The organism is Nostoc sp. (genome assembly GCF_036917635.1).
GTDB lineage: Bacteria > Cyanobacteriota > Cyanobacteriia > Cyanobacteriales > Nostocaceae > Nostoc.
This window is the reverse complement of sequence record NZ_JBALCW010000008.1, coordinates 64,758-83,338: the sequence shown is the minus strand read 5'-3', so window position 1 is coordinate 83,338 and position 18,581 is coordinate 64,758. Positions and strand designations below refer to the sequence as shown.

Below are 18,581 nucleotides of genomic sequence, written 5' to 3'. Positions count from 1 at the left end.
AAATGCTGATTTAATAAAAGAAATATGTTGAAGTCTTAGAAAAGCTGCTGCTGCGGTGTCCAGATCCCCGACTTCTCTAAGAAGTCGGGGATCTAATTTTTCACGAATGATTTAAGACTGCTATATTTTTGCGCTCGCTTCAACGTTGATGACCAACTTTGTAAAGTTGATGACCAACTTTGTAATGTTGATGACCAACCTTGTAATGTTGATGACCAACTTTGTAAAGTTGATGACCAACTTTGTAAAGTTGATGACCAACCTTGTAATGTTGATGACCAACCTTGTAATGTTGATGACCAACCTTGTAATGTTGATGACCAACCTTGTAATGTTGATGAGTGCCTAGACAAGGCAACACCTCATTTTTTCACCATCACCATCGCGCTACATTTTGGACTGCCCCAATCCAACGCCAGTTAAAAAGGGCGATCGCCAATGTAGCAAAAATCAGCCATGCGTCACACCAAAAGCCTCGATGACTTTAGCGATCGCACTGACAAAATTAGTTAAACTGGTGGACTGAGCTTTGGACAACTGACGATTAGTTCAAGTGGCAGCAACACGCTGATTATTTATGGTAGTCAAATCTTGGCAAGCCGATTTTATCACAATCTAAGTTTTCAAATACAATAGCGTCAGCGATCGCTTCCGTGGTCAAGGTTGAGTTGTTTGTTGCTGTGAGCGATCGCAAGCTTGAAAGATTTTTCCGAACTTAAGGCAATTTTTCCGAACTTAAGCACTAAGCTGTTGCGCCTTTAATTTGCACTAATATTTTTTCAACATGGTTGTGGGGTGGGCATCTTGCCCGCTCTGATTGTGCAAGTTGTATACACAACAGCTTAGCACTTGGCTTGCCCTTAAGTTTTCAAGTAGCTCAATTCCTTACTAGTACTGGCTTATGACCAGTAATCTTAACTTATGTGCTTAATAACCTAAACTAGGTTGTTCAAACCACAACAGTAAACTCTAGGAAGTTAACCATTCCCTAGCAAGTTGCTTGATACCCGAACAACTAATTGTGATGACATATTTGATACTTGAAAACAAAAACATTTCTAATTTTTCACAGAACTGGTAAAATCACCATATTCTTGATAAAGAATGTGAGGTTTTGTGGTGTTTGCAACTAGATACATGTAATCATCCAGTATTATAAACACTATATAACTGTATTCCCATCAGTTATCTGTAGATTTAGCGGAGGAAATAGAATGAGTTTGTGGCAACGCCCACTCAAAAGGTTACAAGCGATGCCGAAGGCGGGCTACGCCTACGCGTTCAATAGAACGTATCGGTTCAGACTAAATTCGCTCAAAGGCTTTGTATCACTCTTTTTAGTAGGGACTCTATTGAGTGTGGCGCTTGCCGCCTGCTCTGGTGGAACAGCGAATAATTCTTCCTCCCAAAACCCTAGTGCTACTCCTGTTGCTGCAACCAAGGATAATGTTGAACTAACTCTTGTATCCTTTGCAGTTACCAAAGCGGCTCACGAAGCAATTATTCCTAAATTTGTCGAACAGTGGAAGAAAGATCATAATCAAACTGTCGTCTTCAAACAAAGCTATGGCGGATCTGGTTCCCAAACTCGCGCCGTTATTGATGGTTTGGAGGCAGATGTTGTCCACTTGGCACTAGCTGGAGACACTTCAAAGATTGAAAAGGCTGGATTAATTCAACCAGGATGGGAAAAAGAAGTTCCTAATAATGGTATTGTCTCGAAATCGGTGGCAGCATTAGTCACCCGTCCAGGAAATCCGAAAAACATTAAGATTTGGGAAGATTTATCTAAAGACGGTATCAAACTAATTACTGCCGATCCGAAAACATCAGGAGTTGCTCGCTGGAATTTTTTAGCTCTTTGGAATTCAGTGATTAAAACTGGTGGAGATGATGCCAAAGCAACTGAGTTTGTTAGTAAAGTGTACAAAAACGTACCTTTATTAACTAAAGATGCTCGTGAAGCTACTGATGCCTTTTTCAAACAGGGTCAAGGTGATGCCCTGATTAACTATGAAAATGAGATTATCTTGGCAGAACAAAAGGGTGAAAAGTTGACTGCGATTATCCCTGATGTCAATATATCTATCGATAATCCCATCGCAGTGGTAGACAAAAATGTTGATAAGCACGGTACCCGTGAAGTTGCTGAAGGTTTTGTCAAATATCTATATACTCCAGAGGCTCAACAGGAGTTTGCAAGATTGGGATTCCGACCAGTGGATGATAGTTTAACTCTAACTAAGGAAGTGGCAGACAAATTTCCTAAGGTGAAAACTTTGGGTACAGTTGCAGACTTCGGTGGTTGGGATGGAATCAATAAGAAATTCTTCGCAGATGGAGCTATTTTTGACCAAATTCAAGCCAAGAAAAAGTAATTAGTTATTAGTCATTAGTCAATGGTCAGTGAACAAAAAGACCGACTAATAGACATCTCCGAAAATGAATGTAGAGACGTAGCAGTGCTACGTCTCTACAAGGATTTTTAAATTACGCAAAATTATTTTTCATACCGCAATCAGCAATGCCAAAACTTTTTGTGAAATTTCAATTTTGAATTTTTGACTATGACTACTATATATCCTTCTATGGAAGTTGAACGCAAAACACCATTCTGGAAGAAATTGGGGCGGGTTCCCTGGACTTGGCGAATCACTATAGGATACCTGACAGTGATGTTGTTTATCCCTATAGCTGCCATGTTCCTGAAAGCAAGTACAGAACCTCCGGCGAGATTTTGGGCGATCGCAACCAGTGATATTGCACTAGCCACTTATAATGTCACTTTTGTTACAGCAATATTTGCAGCCTTGCTCAATGGCGTATTTGGTACTCTAATTGCCTGGGTTCTAGTTCGCTACGACTTTCCCTTCAAACGCTTGATTGATGCCACAGTAGATTTACCCTTTGCACTACCAACTTCGGTAGCAGGGTTAACCTTGGCAACAGTTTATAGCGATAAGGGTTGGATCGGTTCGCTACTAGCACCACTAGGAATTAAGGTAGCTTTTACCCGCACGGGAGTAGCGGTAGCAATGATATTTATCTCACTGCCTTTTATCGTGAGAACTGTGCAACCCGTGCTTCAGGAAATGGAACATGAAATTGAAGAAGCCGCTTGGTGTCTGGGCGCTTCTCAATGGCAGACCTTCTGGAAAGTGATTTTGCCACCTTTATTTCCGACAATTTTAACTGGTGTTGCCTTGGGTTTCTCTCGTGCAGTTGGGGAATATGGTTCGACTGTGATTATTTCTTCAAATACGCCCTATCAAGATTTGATCGCACCGGTGCTGATTTTCCAACGGTTAGAGCAGTATGACTATTCTGGTGCAACAGTAATTGGCATAGTTTTACTCTCAATTTCGTTGGTACTACTATTGGCAATTAATTTCTTACAAGCATGGGCAAGGCGATATGACAGTAGATAAGCCAAGTTTTCACTCATCCGCATCTGATACACATACACCCAAGGTTAAAGAGCAAAAGAGTTGGGTGCCAATACTTTTAATTGGGATAGCGATCGCTTATTTAGCCTTAGTTCAATATATCCCAGCAATTAACGTTTTTGTCCAAGCCTTTAGCAAAGGAACTGGGCCGTTTCTGTCTAACCTGACGCGACCAGCTTTTCTCCATGCAGCTTGGTTAACACTGTTATTAGCTGTGATTTCTCTACCTTTAAATACAGTATTTGGTTTATGTGCAGCTTGGGCGATCGCACGTCATAAATTCCCTGGACGCGCCGTAGTTTTGAGCATTATTGACTTACCCTTTTCCATCTCACCCGTAGTCGCAGGATTGATGATTGTGCTACTTTACGGACGCAATGGGTGGTTTGGCCCTTGGCTCCAGGCACATGATATCAAGATTGTCTTTGCCTTTCCAGGTATGGTGCTGGCTACAGCCTTCGTGAGTATGCCCTTTGTGGCGCGGGAAGTAATTCCTGTTTTAGAAGAATTTGGTAAGGATCAAGAAGAAGCTGCTAGAACTTTAGGTGCGAAAGATTGGCAGATATTTTGGCGCGTCACCTTGCCTAGTATCCGTTGGGGCTTACTCTACGGGTTAATTTTGACCAATGCTAGAGCAATGGGTGAATTTGGGGCGGTTTCGGTGGTATCTGGCAACATTGCTGACCAAACCCAGAGTCTACCACTGTTTGTAGAAGACGCTTACAAACAATATGAAACCGAAGCTGCCTTCTCAGCGGCTGTACTGTTAGGGTTGCTAGCAGTAGTAACTTTAGTGCTGAAGGAGATTCTGGAACGGAAAACCAGCATTAAAGATGTTGAATAGAAAAATCAAGAGATTATAGTTATCCTTTGAATAGGATACAAGCAAATCATGGGACATGGTACGATCTACTTAGTACCTATCAGGAAATTACCGTTAGGGTTAAGAGTAGTTATGTACCAATCCCGATCAGGGATTGAAATAATTCAGATATGGCTACTGATAATACACTTACCAATAAACGGATTCGACTAAGAATTCCCAAAGACTATCACCAGGAACCTGTAATCTCTCGCCTGGTATCTGACTACGGACTGACTGTGAATATCACGGCAGCGATTTTGGGAGCGAATGCTGTCGGTGATGGTTGGTTTGACCTGGAATTACAAGGAACAGATGCACAAATTCAAAGCGGGTTAACCTATCTCCGCGACTTGGAATTGCAAGTCTGGGATGACACTAAAGCAACTGATTGGTAAGGGTTATACACGTCCTCATACCTAAATATAAACCTCACTTCTATTTCTCTCTTCCTTTAAGGAGAGAGACTTTGAATTTCTCCCCTTCCCGTATCAGGGCAAACGCATCTAAATTACTCTTGATCGCAACGAAGGGTAAGAAGCAACGAAAAAATTAGGATTTCGCGTTTGATTATTTTTTAAGCCCCAAAGCGATCGCCTAAAATTTTCGCAATAAGCAAGAGTTAATGACATAAATTCTCATCCCATTGAGAATATGTTTTACTTATTGACATGATGCGGCCGCCCTGGACAGCGATGGCTGCTTTGACTTGGAACTTTCGGGAAATCCCAAAAAACTGACAAATAGCCTATCTTACTTGCAAGGATTGGGGGTGAATTTGCTGGAATTAGCGACACCGAATAGCCCGTCGTAGACATCGCTACCCAAATTCAACCCAACCAGCCCTCTTTAATTTTCCCAGATCCAGCTAGCATGAGTCCCAAAAACTCTGCATGGCTAAAAAATCAATGGCAAGAACAATTCCAGCAATGGATTTCTCTCGGTCAAACCAGTCGATTTTGGAACTGTGCGTATTAAAATCTTATTACGAGGAACCAGTGATTTCGGAGTTAGTTTCTCGTTATGGACTAACAGTCAATATCACCAGTGCTAGACTTCAACCCGATACAGAAGATGAGGGCTGGTTTGATTTGGATTTGTGGGGGAGAACAAAGCAACTCTACTCTAGCCTGAGTTATTTAGAAAAACTGGGGCTACCAATTTGGTTGGATTTGTCTAGCGTTTATAGCGATGTCTACGACGGGCTATTCGGTGTCGCTAATTTATAAAATAATCACTATCCAATGGCAGCATTAAATAACTATCAAACCAATTCCCAAACCAGATTATCACTGGTTTCGTCAGTTTACACAAAAAGCCAAGTCACCCAAATTCGTCTGCGGATATATATTCTTAAATGCTATCTGCAAATACCTGTGATTTCGCAGTTAATTTCTGCTTACGGCTTGGTAGTTAATATTACCAAGGCTATGCTACAACCAAATACAGATCAAGAAGCATACTTTGACATTGAACTGCGGGGAACAGTGCCACAAATCTGTCGCGGCCTGGCTTACCTGGAATCCCTAAATCTCAGAATTGTAGGTAAGCCGAATGCTGACGGCGATGGCTGGTTTTGCTGAAATAATCTAAATTTCGTAGTACCAAATTTCTTCTTCTCGCAGTACAATTCGATGCAAGGAAAGACGAGCAATCAGTCCTTCTTGCTCAAACTGCCCAAGAATACGAGTGATAGTCACACGAGTTGAACCAAGCATTTCCGCTAGGTCTTCGTGAGTCAGACGCATATCTATTAAACGTCCTTTTTCAACTTCCGAACCAAATTTTTTAGATAACCATGCCAACAGCTTGATCAGCATAGTTTCAACTTTTTTATGGCTACGAATAACCATCAATTCTTGAGCCTGTTGGATATGGATAAGTAGAGTTTCTGTGAGTTGAGTGCATTCCTCTAGAGATAAAACCGTGGCCTCTACTTTAGTTAGGCATTCCATTTGGTAAGGATCTAATTTTGACAAAGCCTTACCAACGACATCTCCAGGCCCCCACAATCCCAGAGCGACGGTTGTACCATCTTCCAGATAGGTAAAAGTCCTGATAAAACCCGTTTCAATCTTCCAAAGTCCGTTTTGATGCTCTGCCAGAAATGACCTACGGGCAAAAACTTCTCTAGTATTATTACTTGTTGAGGTAGATAAAGTTGTGTACAAAGCCACCATACTATATAAAACTATTCTCCGATAAATTAACCGTAGTATTACATTTATATCAGGTTATGAGAGGCTATGAATATTTTAAAGAGGGGAGTAGGGAGTGGGGAGTAGGGGGAGCAGGGGGAGCAGAGGAGGCAGGGGGAGAGAAATTAATAACCAATGCTCAATGCCCAATGCCCAATGCCCAATGCCCCATGCCCAAAATTAAATTCCCGCACCATCAAGAAAATCTTCAATCATTCCATCAGAATTTTTGCTCTTAGGGTTGTCGGTTGGTTCCTCGTCAAGGTCTGTTGGGGACAAACTTGATTTTTGCAATTCCTCAAACTGTTTCTCTAGAGCCTTGACACGTTCAAATAAAGCGCGGATGACTTCAGCTTCTACGTCGCGGACTTTATCATGATCTAGAAGATTGCTCCCCGAGTTGTTCTGACGAGTCACGCGCCCTGGAATCCCCACTACGGTAGTGTTACTGGGGACATCTCGTAGCACCACAGAACCGGCTCCAATACGGACGCGATCGCCAATTTGAATATTTCCCAATACCTTTGCACCCGCTCCCACAACTACATGAGAGCCTAAAGTTGGATGGCGTTTGCCGGTTTCTTTCCCAGTCCCGCCAAGGGTGACACCTTGATAAATTAGGGCGTGATCGCCTACGATCGCAGTCTCCCCAATCACTACTCCCATCCCGTGGTCTATAAACACTCCCTGGCCAATTAATGCTCCAGGATGAATTTCAATTCCGGTTAAAAACCTACTAATATGAGAGATAAGCCTTGGTATAAAGGGTATTCCAATTTTATACAGCCAGTGGGCTAATCGATGAAACACTAAAGCTTGGAGTCCAGGGTAACAGAACAATACTTCTAGCCAGTTACGGGCTGCTGGGTCACGCTCAAAAATGGTTCGCAAATCAGTTAGTAGCATACTCTGTTAAGATTTTCGTTGGTAAGTGAGGCTCTGAAAACAGAAACTCAGGATAATTCCCACTAAAAGATCAGGTTATTTATGGGAATTGTGTAGGATAATAATCTACGGTAAGCCGATAGGATAGAGTGTTTTTGCGGGTAGTTAAGTGGGATGCTATCACATTCCACACTTGAAAAAAATTAATTTCGCCTAAACTGCGATAAGTCCTCCAATTCACCGTAGTATGTTGAGTACAGTCTTGAATAGCCAAAACTACGCTCTCTTGGATCTCTCTTCCAAAGTGGAATATGCATTGCTGGCACTATTAGAACTGGCAAGCCACCACGGGAAAAAACTTCCTCTAACCATGAGCGAGATCACTGCCAAGCAACCCATACCTGAACGCTATCTGGAACAAATTTTGACCAACCTCCGGCGTGCTGGTGTGGTGCAGAGTCAACGCGGCTCTAAAGGAGGTTTCGTTTTAGCTCGTGAACCTTGGCAGATTACAATACTTGAAATTGTCACTTTGGTAGAAGGCGAGCGCAAAGAGAAAGATACCTCTGACTCTTTGACTCTAGAAAAGACTCTGGTTTATGAAGTTTGGGAGCAAGCTAACGCTGCCTCAATTGAAGTTTTGGGTCGTTATACACTCCAAGACTTGTGCCAGGAAAGAGAAACTCGCGCCCAGCAAAGTCCGATGTATTATATTTAGACACGACGGAGTACCCAGATGCGGATAGCCAAAGATATCACAGAGTTAATCGGCCGAACTCCTTTAGTTCAATTAAATAAGATTCCCCAAGCTTCAGGAGCGGTTGCTCAGATTGTGGTGAAGCTAGAAAGCATGAATCCAGCATCTTCTGTCAAAGACAGGATTGGTGCGAGTATGGTGGAAGCGGCAGAAAAAGCAGGCTTAATTCACCCTGGAAAAACCGTTTTAGTAGAGCCGACTTCTGGAAATACAGGAATTGCGCTGGCGATGGTAGCAGCCGCCAAGGGTTACCATCTTATTCTAGCGATGCCTGACACAATGAGCCACGAAAGACGATTGATGCTCAAAGCTTATGGCGCTCAACTAGAGTTAACGCCAGGGGTAGAAGGGATGCGAGGAGCGATCGCTCATGCAGAGGAGATTGTAGCTAAAACGCCCAATGCTTATATGTTGCAGCAGTTCCGCAACCCCGCTAACCCGAAAGTTCACGCCCTAACCACAGCCGAAGAAATTTGGAATGATACCGATGGAAAGGTGGATATTCTCGTAGCGGGAGTGGGTACTGGTGGGACGATTACCGGAGTTTCAGAAGTTATTAAAAAACGGAAGCCAAGTTTTCAAGCGATCGCAGTTGAACCAAGCAACAGCCCAGTATTAGCAGGCGGTAAATCAGGGCCTCACAAAATTCAGGGTATCGGCGCGGGATTTGTCCCAGCAATTTACCGTGCAGAACTGGTGGATGAAGTGATTCAGGTAGCAGATGAGGAGGCGATCGCTTATAGTCGTCGGCTAGCAAAAGAAGAAGGATTGCTATCAGGGATTTCTACTGGTGCTGCTTTATCCGCCGCTATTCAAGTGGCACAACGTCCAGAAAATGCCGGTTGCCTAATCGTCATGATCCAGCCTAGTTTCGGCGAACGCTACCTCAGCACCTCACTATTCAAAGATCCAGAAGAAAATGAGTGGTTGAGTAAAGTTTGATTCTGCATCCCAATTTGAAATTTGGGATTTTTCATCTAAATGAAAATCTAAAATTGGCTTGGTTCTCTCTGAGAATTTTCGCCAATTTCCTCGGCACTTTCATTATTTTTCACCAAAATCATCAAACAGAAACAACTAGCAGCTAGCTTAATAAAACTTAAAGCTTCACTTTTTAGTACGATCAAAGCGCCTAATCCTATTAGTACAAAAGGCACAAGATTATTAACGTAGCGGGTTAATATATCAGCTATGACTTTGTTGTTAGTTAATTTGTATGCAGCGTAGCACCAAACTCCTAATAATAGAAAAAATAATCCGATAGTTACCAAAAAAGTCTTGAAGTTAGAGCTAGCAAATAACGGCACATAGACACTAATATTATCGCTACCATTGGCAATTGTAACGGCTGCCACACTATAAGCTTGGGGAGAAAAAAAACTAGTAATTGTTGAGGCTTCAGCTTCTTGTATTGCAGCTACAACTTCTTTTGATGAATCTGCTTCCCGATTCACTAAACTACTGATACCGATGGAAATTGGTACTAAACCAAGTAATCCAATCCAGCTTTTTGAGAAAACTAACCCACCAAATAAACCAGGAAGACTAAGAATTAACAGAACCGTAAAACCGAGAAACTGACCAGCAACTATATGCTTGCGGCGAAAGCTAGCATTTATTTGAGAAAAAAACAATAATAAAATAACAATATCATCAATGTTGGTGGCAATGAATGCGATCGCCCCTGTATTAATTGCAGTAAAAAACTCGTTCATATTTTAAGATAAACATAGACATGCTTTTATCTTGCAACAAGCTATCGCGTTTACGTTTGCATTGGCAAAGCCTCTTATAGAGAAGCGTTGCAAACAGAAGAATGCAAAAAAATTCAGCAACAGATACACACCCCTAAATTATCTGTGTTTATCTGCAATGGCAAACACGAAATTTGATTTGTTGCAACAAATCTCGTGAATCGTTGAAATTTATTAAATAATTACTTCGTCTATTTTAAAGCTTAGTTGTACCAAAAGGTTAATTTGGTATGGTGATAAATCATAGGTTTTAAAAATCCAGCATGAGTAAGCTAGGGACGGTCTTCAGTGAAGGGATAATTGCCTTCATAGCCACTAACATAGATGACATCATTATTTTGTTAATATTTTTTTCACAGGTAGATGTTAATTTTCGACGGCGGCATATATTATTTGGTCAATATCTGGGTTTTATAGCCATTATCATCGCTAGCTTACCAGGATTTTTTGGTGGATTGGTTGTACAACGAGAATGGATAGGATTGCTAGGACTGCTACCAATAGCAATTGGTATTCACCACTTAGTATACAGAGAAGAAGACACTATAACAGTTCAGACAGTAAGTAGTGATTTTAGGCAATCTACACCTACTAACCCCGTATTGTCTTTTATTTTGAGTATTTTACACCCCCAAACCTATAAAGTAGCGGCAGTAACGATCGCTAATGGTGGTGACAATATTAGTATATATATCCCTTTATTCGCTGGTCACGATCTTACCAGCTTGGGAGTGATTCTAAGTATATTTTTTGTCATGGTTGGGCTTTGGTGTGCGATCGCTTATTTTTTAAGCCGTCAACCTACCATTGCTAATATTTTAAGTCGCTACGGTCAAGCTGTCGTACCTTTTGTGCTAATTGGCTTGGGCCTGTTCATTATGTATGAGCGAGGTACATTCACTCTACTACCTTGGGTGAGAAGTTAATCAATGTTGGATTTAGAATTTAAAATCTCAAATTGCTCATACTTGATGAACTAATTTCCAACTCACCATCATTAAGATAGTATAAATAATAAATCTTAGTGGACGTTGCGGAGCTACCTGGCAGATTTTAGCACCTACTAACACCCCTGGAACAGAACCTAGCCATATAGGTACTACCAGACTCCAATCAACTGTTCCCAGGCTGAGATGACCAAGGGCTGTAAACAGCAGTAAAATTGCTGCGTGTGAAATATCTGTACCCACTAACTTTCGTGCATCAAGCCGGAAAAACCCAATCAGCACTAGGGCAAACATTGAACCTGATGAGACGCTAGTCAAACCAACCAAACAGCCTAAAATTGCTCCAAAACTGATTGTTATGAAGCGGCCAACGTTAGTTTCTAGGTCTAATTTTGGCAGTTCGGGTAAATTAAATTTGGGGAAAAAAGTTAATAGCAGCAATTGCACTAGTGCTAATACTGTGACTAGCAAAATCATTCCGCCAAGCAAACGGAGCAAAATTTTATCTAAGTTATACTCACCTGTAGGTTTAATCAGGTGCAAAATCCCCACCCCGAATAGTGAGCCGGGAACACTCCCAAATGCCAGCCATTTGATAACTTCTGTGTCAAGGGTTTTCTGTTCCCAATGCTTGACGCTACCAACAATTTTCATTAATGTAGCAGCCACAACATCAGAACTCACAGCGATGGAAGGCGGAACCTGAAAGACAAAAATTAACATTGGGGTGATGAGAGAGGCTCCACCAATTCCCGTTAAACCAACGATAATGCCAACAAAAAAGCTTAAGAACGGTAGTAATAAATATTCCATACTCTTTAGGGGTTTCAACAATCAGTTATTAGTTATCAAAGTCCTGTTGAGTCTCCCACTTCTATTAAGTGAGCAACATAGGTTAAGGTTTAAATCTTCAAACGAAGCCTTGATAACTGTTCACTGACTTAACTACGAGCAGCTATAACTGAAAGTCAGCTAAAGCTTCACTACTAGAAAGCAACAATTGTGCCAAACTATAGCCCAGTCATAGACAGAGCTAGTGATGCCAAGTTATTGTGTTTCTCAACGGATGAGTGACACAAAGGTTATCCAGCTAAAAGTTAGGGCAGAGAGAATTGGTGGACAACTTAAAACCTGTCTGGAAGTTTTTGGTAGCATGACAACTGGCATTTAGCTGAAACAGGCTGTGATAACTGCTTATGGGTCAGTTGCTCTCCTAAACTCAACTTCTAACTGGTTTTTTTGTGGTTTTACATGTAAAAGCCGGTAAAGCGATGCGCTTACCGTATTTTACTTGTAAGCGTGAGCAAACGTCCAGCGTATTCGCGTTGTATATCGCTAAATTATCTGGATAAAGATGTTAATTCTCAATTAATCGAGTAGATTTTAACTATTTCAGTATAAGGAGTGGCTCCCCAACCTACTCCAGAGTAATTTTTCAGGCAAAACCTACGCAGTATTGATACGAGTCCTATATAAGCGTTTTAATCAATGGGGTTAGGATAATGGCAAGTGTCGTTTTATAGCCGCCATTAACGGACAGTTCCTCTAATAAATTTTGTGGTACTAATTTTCTGGAGTCGCTTCCCAAATTAGATAAGTAGGTAGGCAAGATAAAACCAAACTATGTAACGAAAAGTAAAATCTCTGTATTTGGCTCGTAGTTACGCTATCTTGCGCTAAAGCGCAACTACGAGCCAGTGATGATTATTTACGCCGACTTATATCATGTCCGCTTGATTGCTTCTTAAACCCAAAGAACCCCAAAGAGCCAAAGCTATGCTTTGTCTCCCCTCCCGAAAAGCGGGGAGGGGATTAAGGGGAGTCAGTGCGGTCTCTTGGGGTCTCCCCAAGTGGAGCATCTGGCGTGTGGGGTCTAATGACTATGGTTAGCATAACTATTTATGCGGACATGATATTACTTGCACAAAGATGATTGGGTAATAAAAAACTAATTTAAGGGAAGTAAAAGTGAAAACTCTGTCCCTTGCCCTAGTTCCGATATTACACTTAGTCGTCCCTGATGTTTTTCCATAATAGAATAGCTAATCGATAATCCTAAGCCCGTTCCAGCACCAACAGCTTTTGTTGTAAAGAATGGGTCAAATAAACGCTGTTTAACCTCATCAGACATCCCAATTCCATTATCTAAAATGTCAATGCTTACTGTATTAGAATTAACCATTTTAGTGCAGATTTGAATTGTGGGAATTTTTGTTTGTTGACCTTCATTAGTAATTGCTCCTTCATTTCTGGTAAATGACGAATCTAGAGCATCAATAGCATTGCTGAGAATATTCATAAACACTTGATTTATCTGACTGGCGTAGCAATTGACTTCTGGTAATTTTGCATATTCTTTAATCACATTAATCATTGAACGATATGGTTTTTCTTCTAGACGATGATGCAAAATTAGCAAAGCGCTGTCAATTCCTTCGTGAAGGTTGACAGGTTTCATTTCAGCCTCATCCAAACGGGCAAAATTACGGAGAGAAAGGACAATCTGACGAATGCGAACTGCTCCTACTTTCATTGATTCCAGCAATTTTTGTAAGTCTGATTTGAGGAAGCCTAAATCTATTAGTTCTAGTTCTTCCTCTATCTCAGGAAACGGTTGAGGATAGTAGTGATGATATAGCTCAACTATGTGCAACATCTGTTGAAAATACTCATTGGCATGGGTGAGGTTGCCATAGATAAAATTAATAGGGTTGTTAATTTCATGGGCAACACCTGCCACCATTTGCCCGAGTGAAGACATTTTTTCAGTTTGAATCAGTTGGGTTTGCGTTTGCTGAAGTTTTTCTAAAGTTTCCGACAGATGTTGATTTTTCTGATTCAACTCTTGAGTTCTCTGCTGTACCTTATGCTCTAAGCTATGGCTATACTCTTCAACTTGGGATTTTGCCAAAGCTAGATTGTTATAAAGTATGGCATTTTGCAGCGAGATGGCAGCTTGTGCAGTGAGCAGATGCAAAACCTCAAGACGTTTTTGGGTAAAGGCTCCAGTCATTAAATTGTTTTCCAGGTATAAGATGCCAATAAGCTTGCCACGATTGTGAATAGGTGTACATAGCAAGCTTTTCGGTTGCCATTGAATGATGTAGGGATCATTGGCAAAATGGATTTTTGTCCGAGCATCATCTAGTACAAGGGTTTCGCAGGTACGAGAGACATAGTTGACAACCGCTTTTGGAATATCTTGACTGGCCGAAAGAGGAAAAGAGTGCAAGTTGATTACATCAAGGTTTTTACTCAATTGCTCGTCTGGGTGGAGACTTTGATTTGCAATACTCATTTCTGTGGTTGCTTTACTGCTTTTCTGAGCCGCAACCACCCAATTCTCTTCTTGAAGCAGCAAGAGTACGGATTTTTCAGCCCCAGCATTTTCGATTACAACCTGCATTAAGGTCGCCAACAGCTTTTCTAATTCAATTTCTCCAGCCAGTGCATGAGAGGCTTTGATGACTGTTGCTAAATCTAAAGCTTCAGTCATACTAGAACTGCTGTGTGTCAATCCAATTGTCGTAATTCCGTTGAGAGTTGAAGAACTAGTTTCCTGTTGCTGAAGAATCGCAGCCAACAATTGAGGATATTGGTGTTCCAAATGCTTGACTTTAGCTACTGCTCCCCAGTTGAGGTAACAGTAATAGGCATTTGCTAGATACATTTGAGCGAGCAGATCCTTGTTCCATTCTAGATAAAATCGAGCGGCCAGTTCATTGGCTAGGGCTTCTTCCTGAATGTAGCCATTTAGTTTTGATCCAGTAATTGCACGATCGTAGAGATCCACAGCCTGCCCCATTTTTCTCAAAACCCGACATTGTTCGGCTTCTACTAATTCAAATTTGTGCAAATAATTCATCGGTGCATGGTGCGCCCAAATCTGCATTTTGCTCTGATTTTCTGTGACTCGTTCCAGCAGCTTTTTGTGTTCAAAAACTGTAGCTTTTGAATATTCCGCTAAAGCTGTCAGTGAATCATAGAAATAAAATATCGGCACAGTGGCATAACCCGTGCCTGCAATTAGATATTCTCTAGCTTGAGCAGCAGTTTCTACTGCTTGAGAAAGGTTTTCAAATAGATAACAGAGAATCAACTTGTGCAACGAGAAATAGTGCAGCCCGGTAAACTCTTTGGCATTAATAAATTGAGTCACAAATTCTGCTTCGTTCACTGCCTCACCTGTAAGATTACAGACGTTTTCAGCTTTGCCAAGCAAATTCAAAACTGTTTGCCAGAAGATCCGACAGTAGTTGAGGATTGTGCCTTGCTTAAAATTTTCCAAAACATGACCATAAGCCCGCATTTCTTGCTCTAACAAGTTCAACTCTCGACCCTGGAAATAGGAATACTGGCAGATGTCTTTCGTATTGAAACCTACGTAGTATACGTTCCCGGTTTCCAAGGCAATCTTGTAACCTTCCAGCATCAATTGTAAGGATTTTTGCAGAGGAGATTTTAAATAGGTGATAAAAGCACCGACCACATAAAATACTGTGGGTTTGATGTCGCTAATATTAAATTTATCTGTTAGTGCCAAAGCAAGGTTGCCAACTCGATCGGCTGTTTCAATATCCTGAAGAATTCCGTTTAACAGAATGCCATAACAGGCATAACAAAAAGCAGAAAATGGAGCATTGCCATACTGAATTGATGCTTTGATTTGGGACAAGATGATTAGGGGAAACAGATTTGGCTCGGCAATGTAAACAGCTGGAGCCACGTTAGCTGCTATTCGGGTAACTGCTAGCTTGTCTTTTGCTGTCATGAAGGGTAAGTCTACCAATTGGGCAATATCATGTCCGGCAATCAAGACAGCAGTTTCCGTAAGGGCTTGCTGAATATCTTGGGTGGTGGGTATTTCTGGGAAAACCAAGCCGAACTGACTCATTCCTTGCCTAGCGATCGCAATTGCTCCCAGCACATCATTTTGAGCTGTATATGCCTGGATTTTGGTTTCGTAAATGCTAACTTGATCCAGTGGAGTTTTCGCTTGCTGCATGACTGTTTGAGCCAATTTTTCCATCTGTGCATACGTACCGCCAAGGTAAGCAGCATCAGCAGCTGATTCGTGCAATGCCAAAGCTAAATCATACTGGCTTTGCCAACAGTTGGCTCTCAATAAACTAATCGCGCTGGTCAAATACTCAATTGCTACTGAGTAAGCTGTAGAAGACTTGGCTTTCCGTCCTGCCAGTAGGTTGAGTTGTGCCAAGCGATCGCGATCGCCTTGGTCTATGATTAGTTCTACCCCGATATTGAGTTGGTTGACAATTTCAAAAATGACTTCTTCTAGCTTAGTTTCTGGGGTATTTCTCAACAGCCGTTGACCAACTTTGAGGTGTGTTGCTGATTTCTGATTTGCCGGAATTAATGAATAAGCAGCTTGTTGGATGCGATCGTGGAGAAATTTGTAACTGATATTTATTGATTCTGTACCATTTGTGATTTGCAGATTGTTTTGACAGGATAAGGAACTAGTCTTGATGGCTGACTCATGCTGAAAAAATTTATACCCTTCCCCGTTAGATAATATTAATTCATCCTTAAGGGCTGGCCAAAGAGCCAATGCAGTCTCTGCTGGAGATTTTTCATACACCACAGACAGGGTTTCTAAATCAAATTGATTCCCAACACACGCAGCCAATTTCAGAATATTCTGAGTCTGCGGTGGTAACTTTTGGAGTTGCAGTGTCACAAACTCCACAACATCTTCTGTAAAACAAAGCATCCTAATTTGCGTAATATCACACTGCCAATTTCCTGTTTTAGTAGTAAACGTTATCAGCCCATCTTCATGCAGTGATTTGAGAAATTGGTTAGTAAAAAATGGATTTCCTTTGGTTTTTTGATATACCAGATTGGTAATCGGCAGTGCTTGTTCTGCTGAATATTTAAGTGTATCCGCAATCATCTCATTGAGTTGAGTCTGAGTAAGCAAAGAAAGAACAATGTTATTAACTACAATCGCCTCTTGGCGCATCTCCTCAATGGTCAACATTAGGGGATGTACAGATGAAACCTCATTATCTCGATATGCTCCAATCACTAATAAATAAGAGTTGCTTGCTTCACTCATCAACAGATACATCAGTTTGAAAGAAGCGGAATCTGCCCACTGTAAGTCATCAAGGAAAATTACTAGGGGATGCTCTTGAGTTGTAAATACTTGAATGAATTTCTGAAATAAGAGATTGAAGCGGCTTTGAACAGCACTGCCGGATAATTCCGGGACAGAAGGCTGTTTACCAATAATGCGTTCGAGTTCTGGAATCACCTCGATAATTACTTGACCATTCTCACCCAATGTGGTTAAAATTTTGGTCTTCCACTGTTCAATTTGAGCATCACTTTCTGTGAGTAATTGGGTCATTAAGTCTCGAAACGCTTGAACTAAAGCTAAAAAAGGAATATTACGATTAAATTGCTCAAATTTGCCCTTAATAAAATATCCCCTCTGACGGGTAATGGGTTTGTGAACTTCGTTGACAATTGCCGTTTTACCAATGCCAGAGGAACCTGCTATCAGCATCAATTCAGAAGTTCCCTGGCGCACTCGCTCAAAACTTGCTAGCAGTTTTGCGACTTCTACTTCACGGCCATAAAGTTTTTCAGGAATTACAAAGCGATCGCAAACATCTTTTTGACCTAATTTGAACTCTAGAATATTGCCACTTTCTTTTAATTTACACAAACAAGTTTCTAGATCGTGCTTTAGCCCTAATGCACTCTGATAGCGATCTTCAGCATTCTTCGCCATCAATTTATTGATAATTTCTGACAGTTGGTGAGGAATAGCAGGATTGAGATGATCAACAGCCATTGGTTGTTTTGCTATATGGCAATGCACTAATTCCATCAAATCATTAGATTGAAATGGCAATTGCCCCGTCAATAGTTCATAAAAGGTGATTCCCAGGGAATAGAAGTCAGTGCGGTAATCAATCCCTCGATTCATTCGCCCAGTTTGTTCGGGGGAGAGATAGGCAAGAGTTCCTTCTAAGACATTCGGGCTGGTTGAAAGTTGGGTTTCTCTGGTTAGTAGCGAAGCAATGCTAAAGTCGATGAGTTTGACTTGCTTTGTAGTGGGATTAATCAGGATATTAGCAGACTTGATGTCCTTGTGGATGATTTGATGATGGTAGAGATCCCCAAGGATATCGGCAAGTGCGATCGCTATCTCTAAAAACTCAGTCAATAAATCAGGATCTACAGATAAGGAATTTTCTTGATTATCTGTTTGATTGAGTGCTTTCCTTCTAAAAGCAGTGTACTCCTTCAAAGAAATTCCCCCAAAGTCCTCCAAAATCAGGGCAAGCCGATTTTGAAAAGTCTCTAGGCTATATATCCGAACCACACCGGAGACATTTAAAATATTTGTAATTGCGTACTGATTCCTGAATTCAGCCAATTCAATAGGGGTGGGATAGACACTTTTAAGGAGTTTAATCACAATTGGGGTTTGATCCGATTCTCGCCAACCTCGGTAAACCAGGGTGCGAGTACTAGTATAAATCATTTCACCAATTCGATAACCAGGAATCTCCACTCGATTGTTTACCATAAAAGTTATGACTAGATAAATAATCTGAGTGTAGTTTTCCCTAATTCATCAGCTGGATCACAATTTATCCAATATTTCTGGCAAAAAATTTGTTGAATTATGTATCGGAGTCTGATTGAAAGTAGCTAATAATTAAGCCATAGTCACATTGTAATGTTCACTATG

General features: G+C 41.2%; 17 protein-coding genes. 11 read left to right on the top strand and 6 right to left on the bottom strand.

Features of this window, described 5'->3' with window-relative positions; all coding sequences use genetic code 11:
* Nucleotides 1-139: 139 nt before the first annotated feature.
* Nucleotides 140-361, bottom strand: coding sequence for a hypothetical protein (locus V7K32_RS01340; protein WP_334989626.1), 222 nt, complete (start codon nt 359-361; stop codon nt 140-142).
* 33 nt (nt 362-394) lie between these two features.
* Between V7K32_RS01340 and V7K32_RS01335 the strand changes: the two genes are divergently transcribed.
* The 7 genes from V7K32_RS01335 (at nt 395) to V7K32_RS01305 (ending at nt 5,891) form a co-directional block, all read left to right on the top strand.
* Entirely contained in the window at nt 395-526 is a 132-nt protein-coding gene (locus V7K32_RS01335) for a hypothetical protein (protein WP_334989624.1), read from the top strand.
* Nucleotides 527-1,214: 688 nt separating this feature from the next.
* A complete protein-coding gene (locus V7K32_RS01330; RefSeq protein WP_334989622.1) occupies nt 1,215-2,378 on the top strand; it encodes a sulfate ABC transporter substrate-binding protein in 1,164 nt (387 codons plus the stop codon).
* Nucleotides 2,379-2,567: 189 nt separating this feature from the next.
* On the top strand, nt 2,568-3,428 hold the full coding sequence (gene cysT / locus V7K32_RS01325; RefSeq protein WP_442938673.1) for a sulfate ABC transporter permease subunit CysT: 861 nt from the start codon (nt 2,568-2,570) through the stop codon (nt 3,426-3,428).
* A complete protein-coding gene (gene cysW, locus V7K32_RS01320) occupies nt 3,415-4,290 on the top strand; it encodes a sulfate ABC transporter permease subunit CysW (RefSeq protein WP_334989620.1) in 876 nt (291 codons plus the stop codon). Before cysT ends, cysW begins: the two co-directional genes overlap by 14 nt.
* A gap of 149 nt (nt 4,291-4,439) precedes the next feature.
* The gene (locus V7K32_RS01315; protein ID WP_334989618.1) at nt 4,440-4,706 is read left to right on the top strand and encodes an NIL domain-containing protein; all 267 of its coding nucleotides are present in this window, start codon (nt 4,440-4,442) and stop codon (nt 4,704-4,706) included.
* 495 nt (nt 4,707-5,201) lie between these two features.
* Nucleotides 5,202-5,537 (top strand): NIL domain-containing protein, encoded by a 336-nt coding sequence (locus V7K32_RS01310; RefSeq protein ID WP_334989616.1) that lies wholly within the window; start codon nt 5,202-5,204, stop codon nt 5,535-5,537.
* Nucleotides 5,538-5,552: 15 nt separating this feature from the next.
* Complete coding sequence (locus tag V7K32_RS01305; RefSeq protein WP_334989614.1) at nt 5,553-5,891, top strand: NIL domain-containing protein; 339 nt, start codon at nt 5,553-5,555, stop codon at nt 5,889-5,891.
* Between the two features lie 6 nt (nt 5,892-5,897).
* Here the strand turns inward: V7K32_RS01305 and V7K32_RS01300 are convergent, their stop codons facing one another.
* Together V7K32_RS01300 and cysE are read right to left on the bottom strand one after the other, a co-directional pair.
* Nucleotides 5,898-6,488, bottom strand: coding sequence for a Crp/Fnr family transcriptional regulator (locus tag V7K32_RS01300; RefSeq protein ID WP_334989612.1), 591 nt, complete (start codon nt 6,486-6,488; stop codon nt 5,898-5,900).
* A gap of 198 nt (nt 6,489-6,686) precedes the next feature.
* Nucleotides 6,687-7,412, bottom strand: coding sequence for a serine O-acetyltransferase (gene cysE / locus V7K32_RS01295; protein ID WP_334989611.1), 726 nt, complete (start codon nt 7,410-7,412; stop codon nt 6,687-6,689).
* Between the two features lie 226 nt (nt 7,413-7,638).
* On the opposite strand from cysE, the gene V7K32_RS01290 reads away from it, so the two are divergent.
* On the top strand, nt 7,639-8,109 hold the full coding sequence (locus V7K32_RS01290; RefSeq protein WP_196523857.1) for an RrF2 family transcriptional regulator: 471 nt from the start codon (nt 7,639-7,641) through the stop codon (nt 8,107-8,109).
* 18 nt (nt 8,110-8,127) lie between these two features.
* Entirely contained in the window at nt 8,128-9,090 is a 963-nt protein-coding gene (gene cysK / locus V7K32_RS01285; RefSeq protein WP_334989609.1) for a cysteine synthase A, read from the top strand.
* 47 nt (nt 9,091-9,137) lie between these two features.
* Here the strand turns inward: cysK and V7K32_RS01280 are convergent, their stop codons facing one another.
* Entirely contained in the window at nt 9,138-9,863 is a 726-nt protein-coding gene (locus V7K32_RS01280) for a cadmium resistance transporter (protein ID WP_334989607.1), read from the bottom strand.
* Nucleotides 9,864-10,165: 302 nt separating this feature from the next.
* Here V7K32_RS01280 and V7K32_RS01275 point away from each other — a divergent pair, with 302 nt between their 5' ends.
* A complete protein-coding gene (locus tag V7K32_RS01275; RefSeq protein WP_334989605.1) occupies nt 10,166-10,828 on the top strand; it encodes a cadmium resistance transporter in 663 nt (220 codons plus the stop codon).
* Nucleotides 10,829-10,864: 36 nt separating this feature from the next.
* Here V7K32_RS01275 and V7K32_RS01270 read toward each other — a convergent pair whose 3' ends face one another.
* Nucleotides 10,865-11,662 (bottom strand): sulfite exporter TauE/SafE family protein, encoded by a 798-nt coding sequence (locus V7K32_RS01270; RefSeq protein ID WP_334989603.1) that lies wholly within the window; start codon nt 11,660-11,662, stop codon nt 10,865-10,867.
* Between the two features lie 226 nt (nt 11,663-11,888).
* Here V7K32_RS01270 and V7K32_RS01265 point away from each other — a divergent pair, with 226 nt between their 5' ends.
* Nucleotides 11,889-12,020, top strand: coding sequence for a hypothetical protein (locus V7K32_RS01265; protein ID WP_334989601.1), 132 nt, complete (start codon nt 11,889-11,891; stop codon nt 12,018-12,020).
* A 777-nt stretch (nt 12,021-12,797) separates the two neighbouring features.
* Here V7K32_RS01265 and V7K32_RS01260 read toward each other — a convergent pair.
* Nucleotides 12,798-18,416, bottom strand: coding sequence for a trifunctional serine/threonine-protein kinase/ATP-binding protein/sensor histidine kinase (locus V7K32_RS01260; protein WP_334989599.1), 5,619 nt, complete (start codon nt 18,414-18,416; stop codon nt 12,798-12,800).
* Between the last annotated feature and the right edge of the window lie 165 nt (nt 18,417-18,581).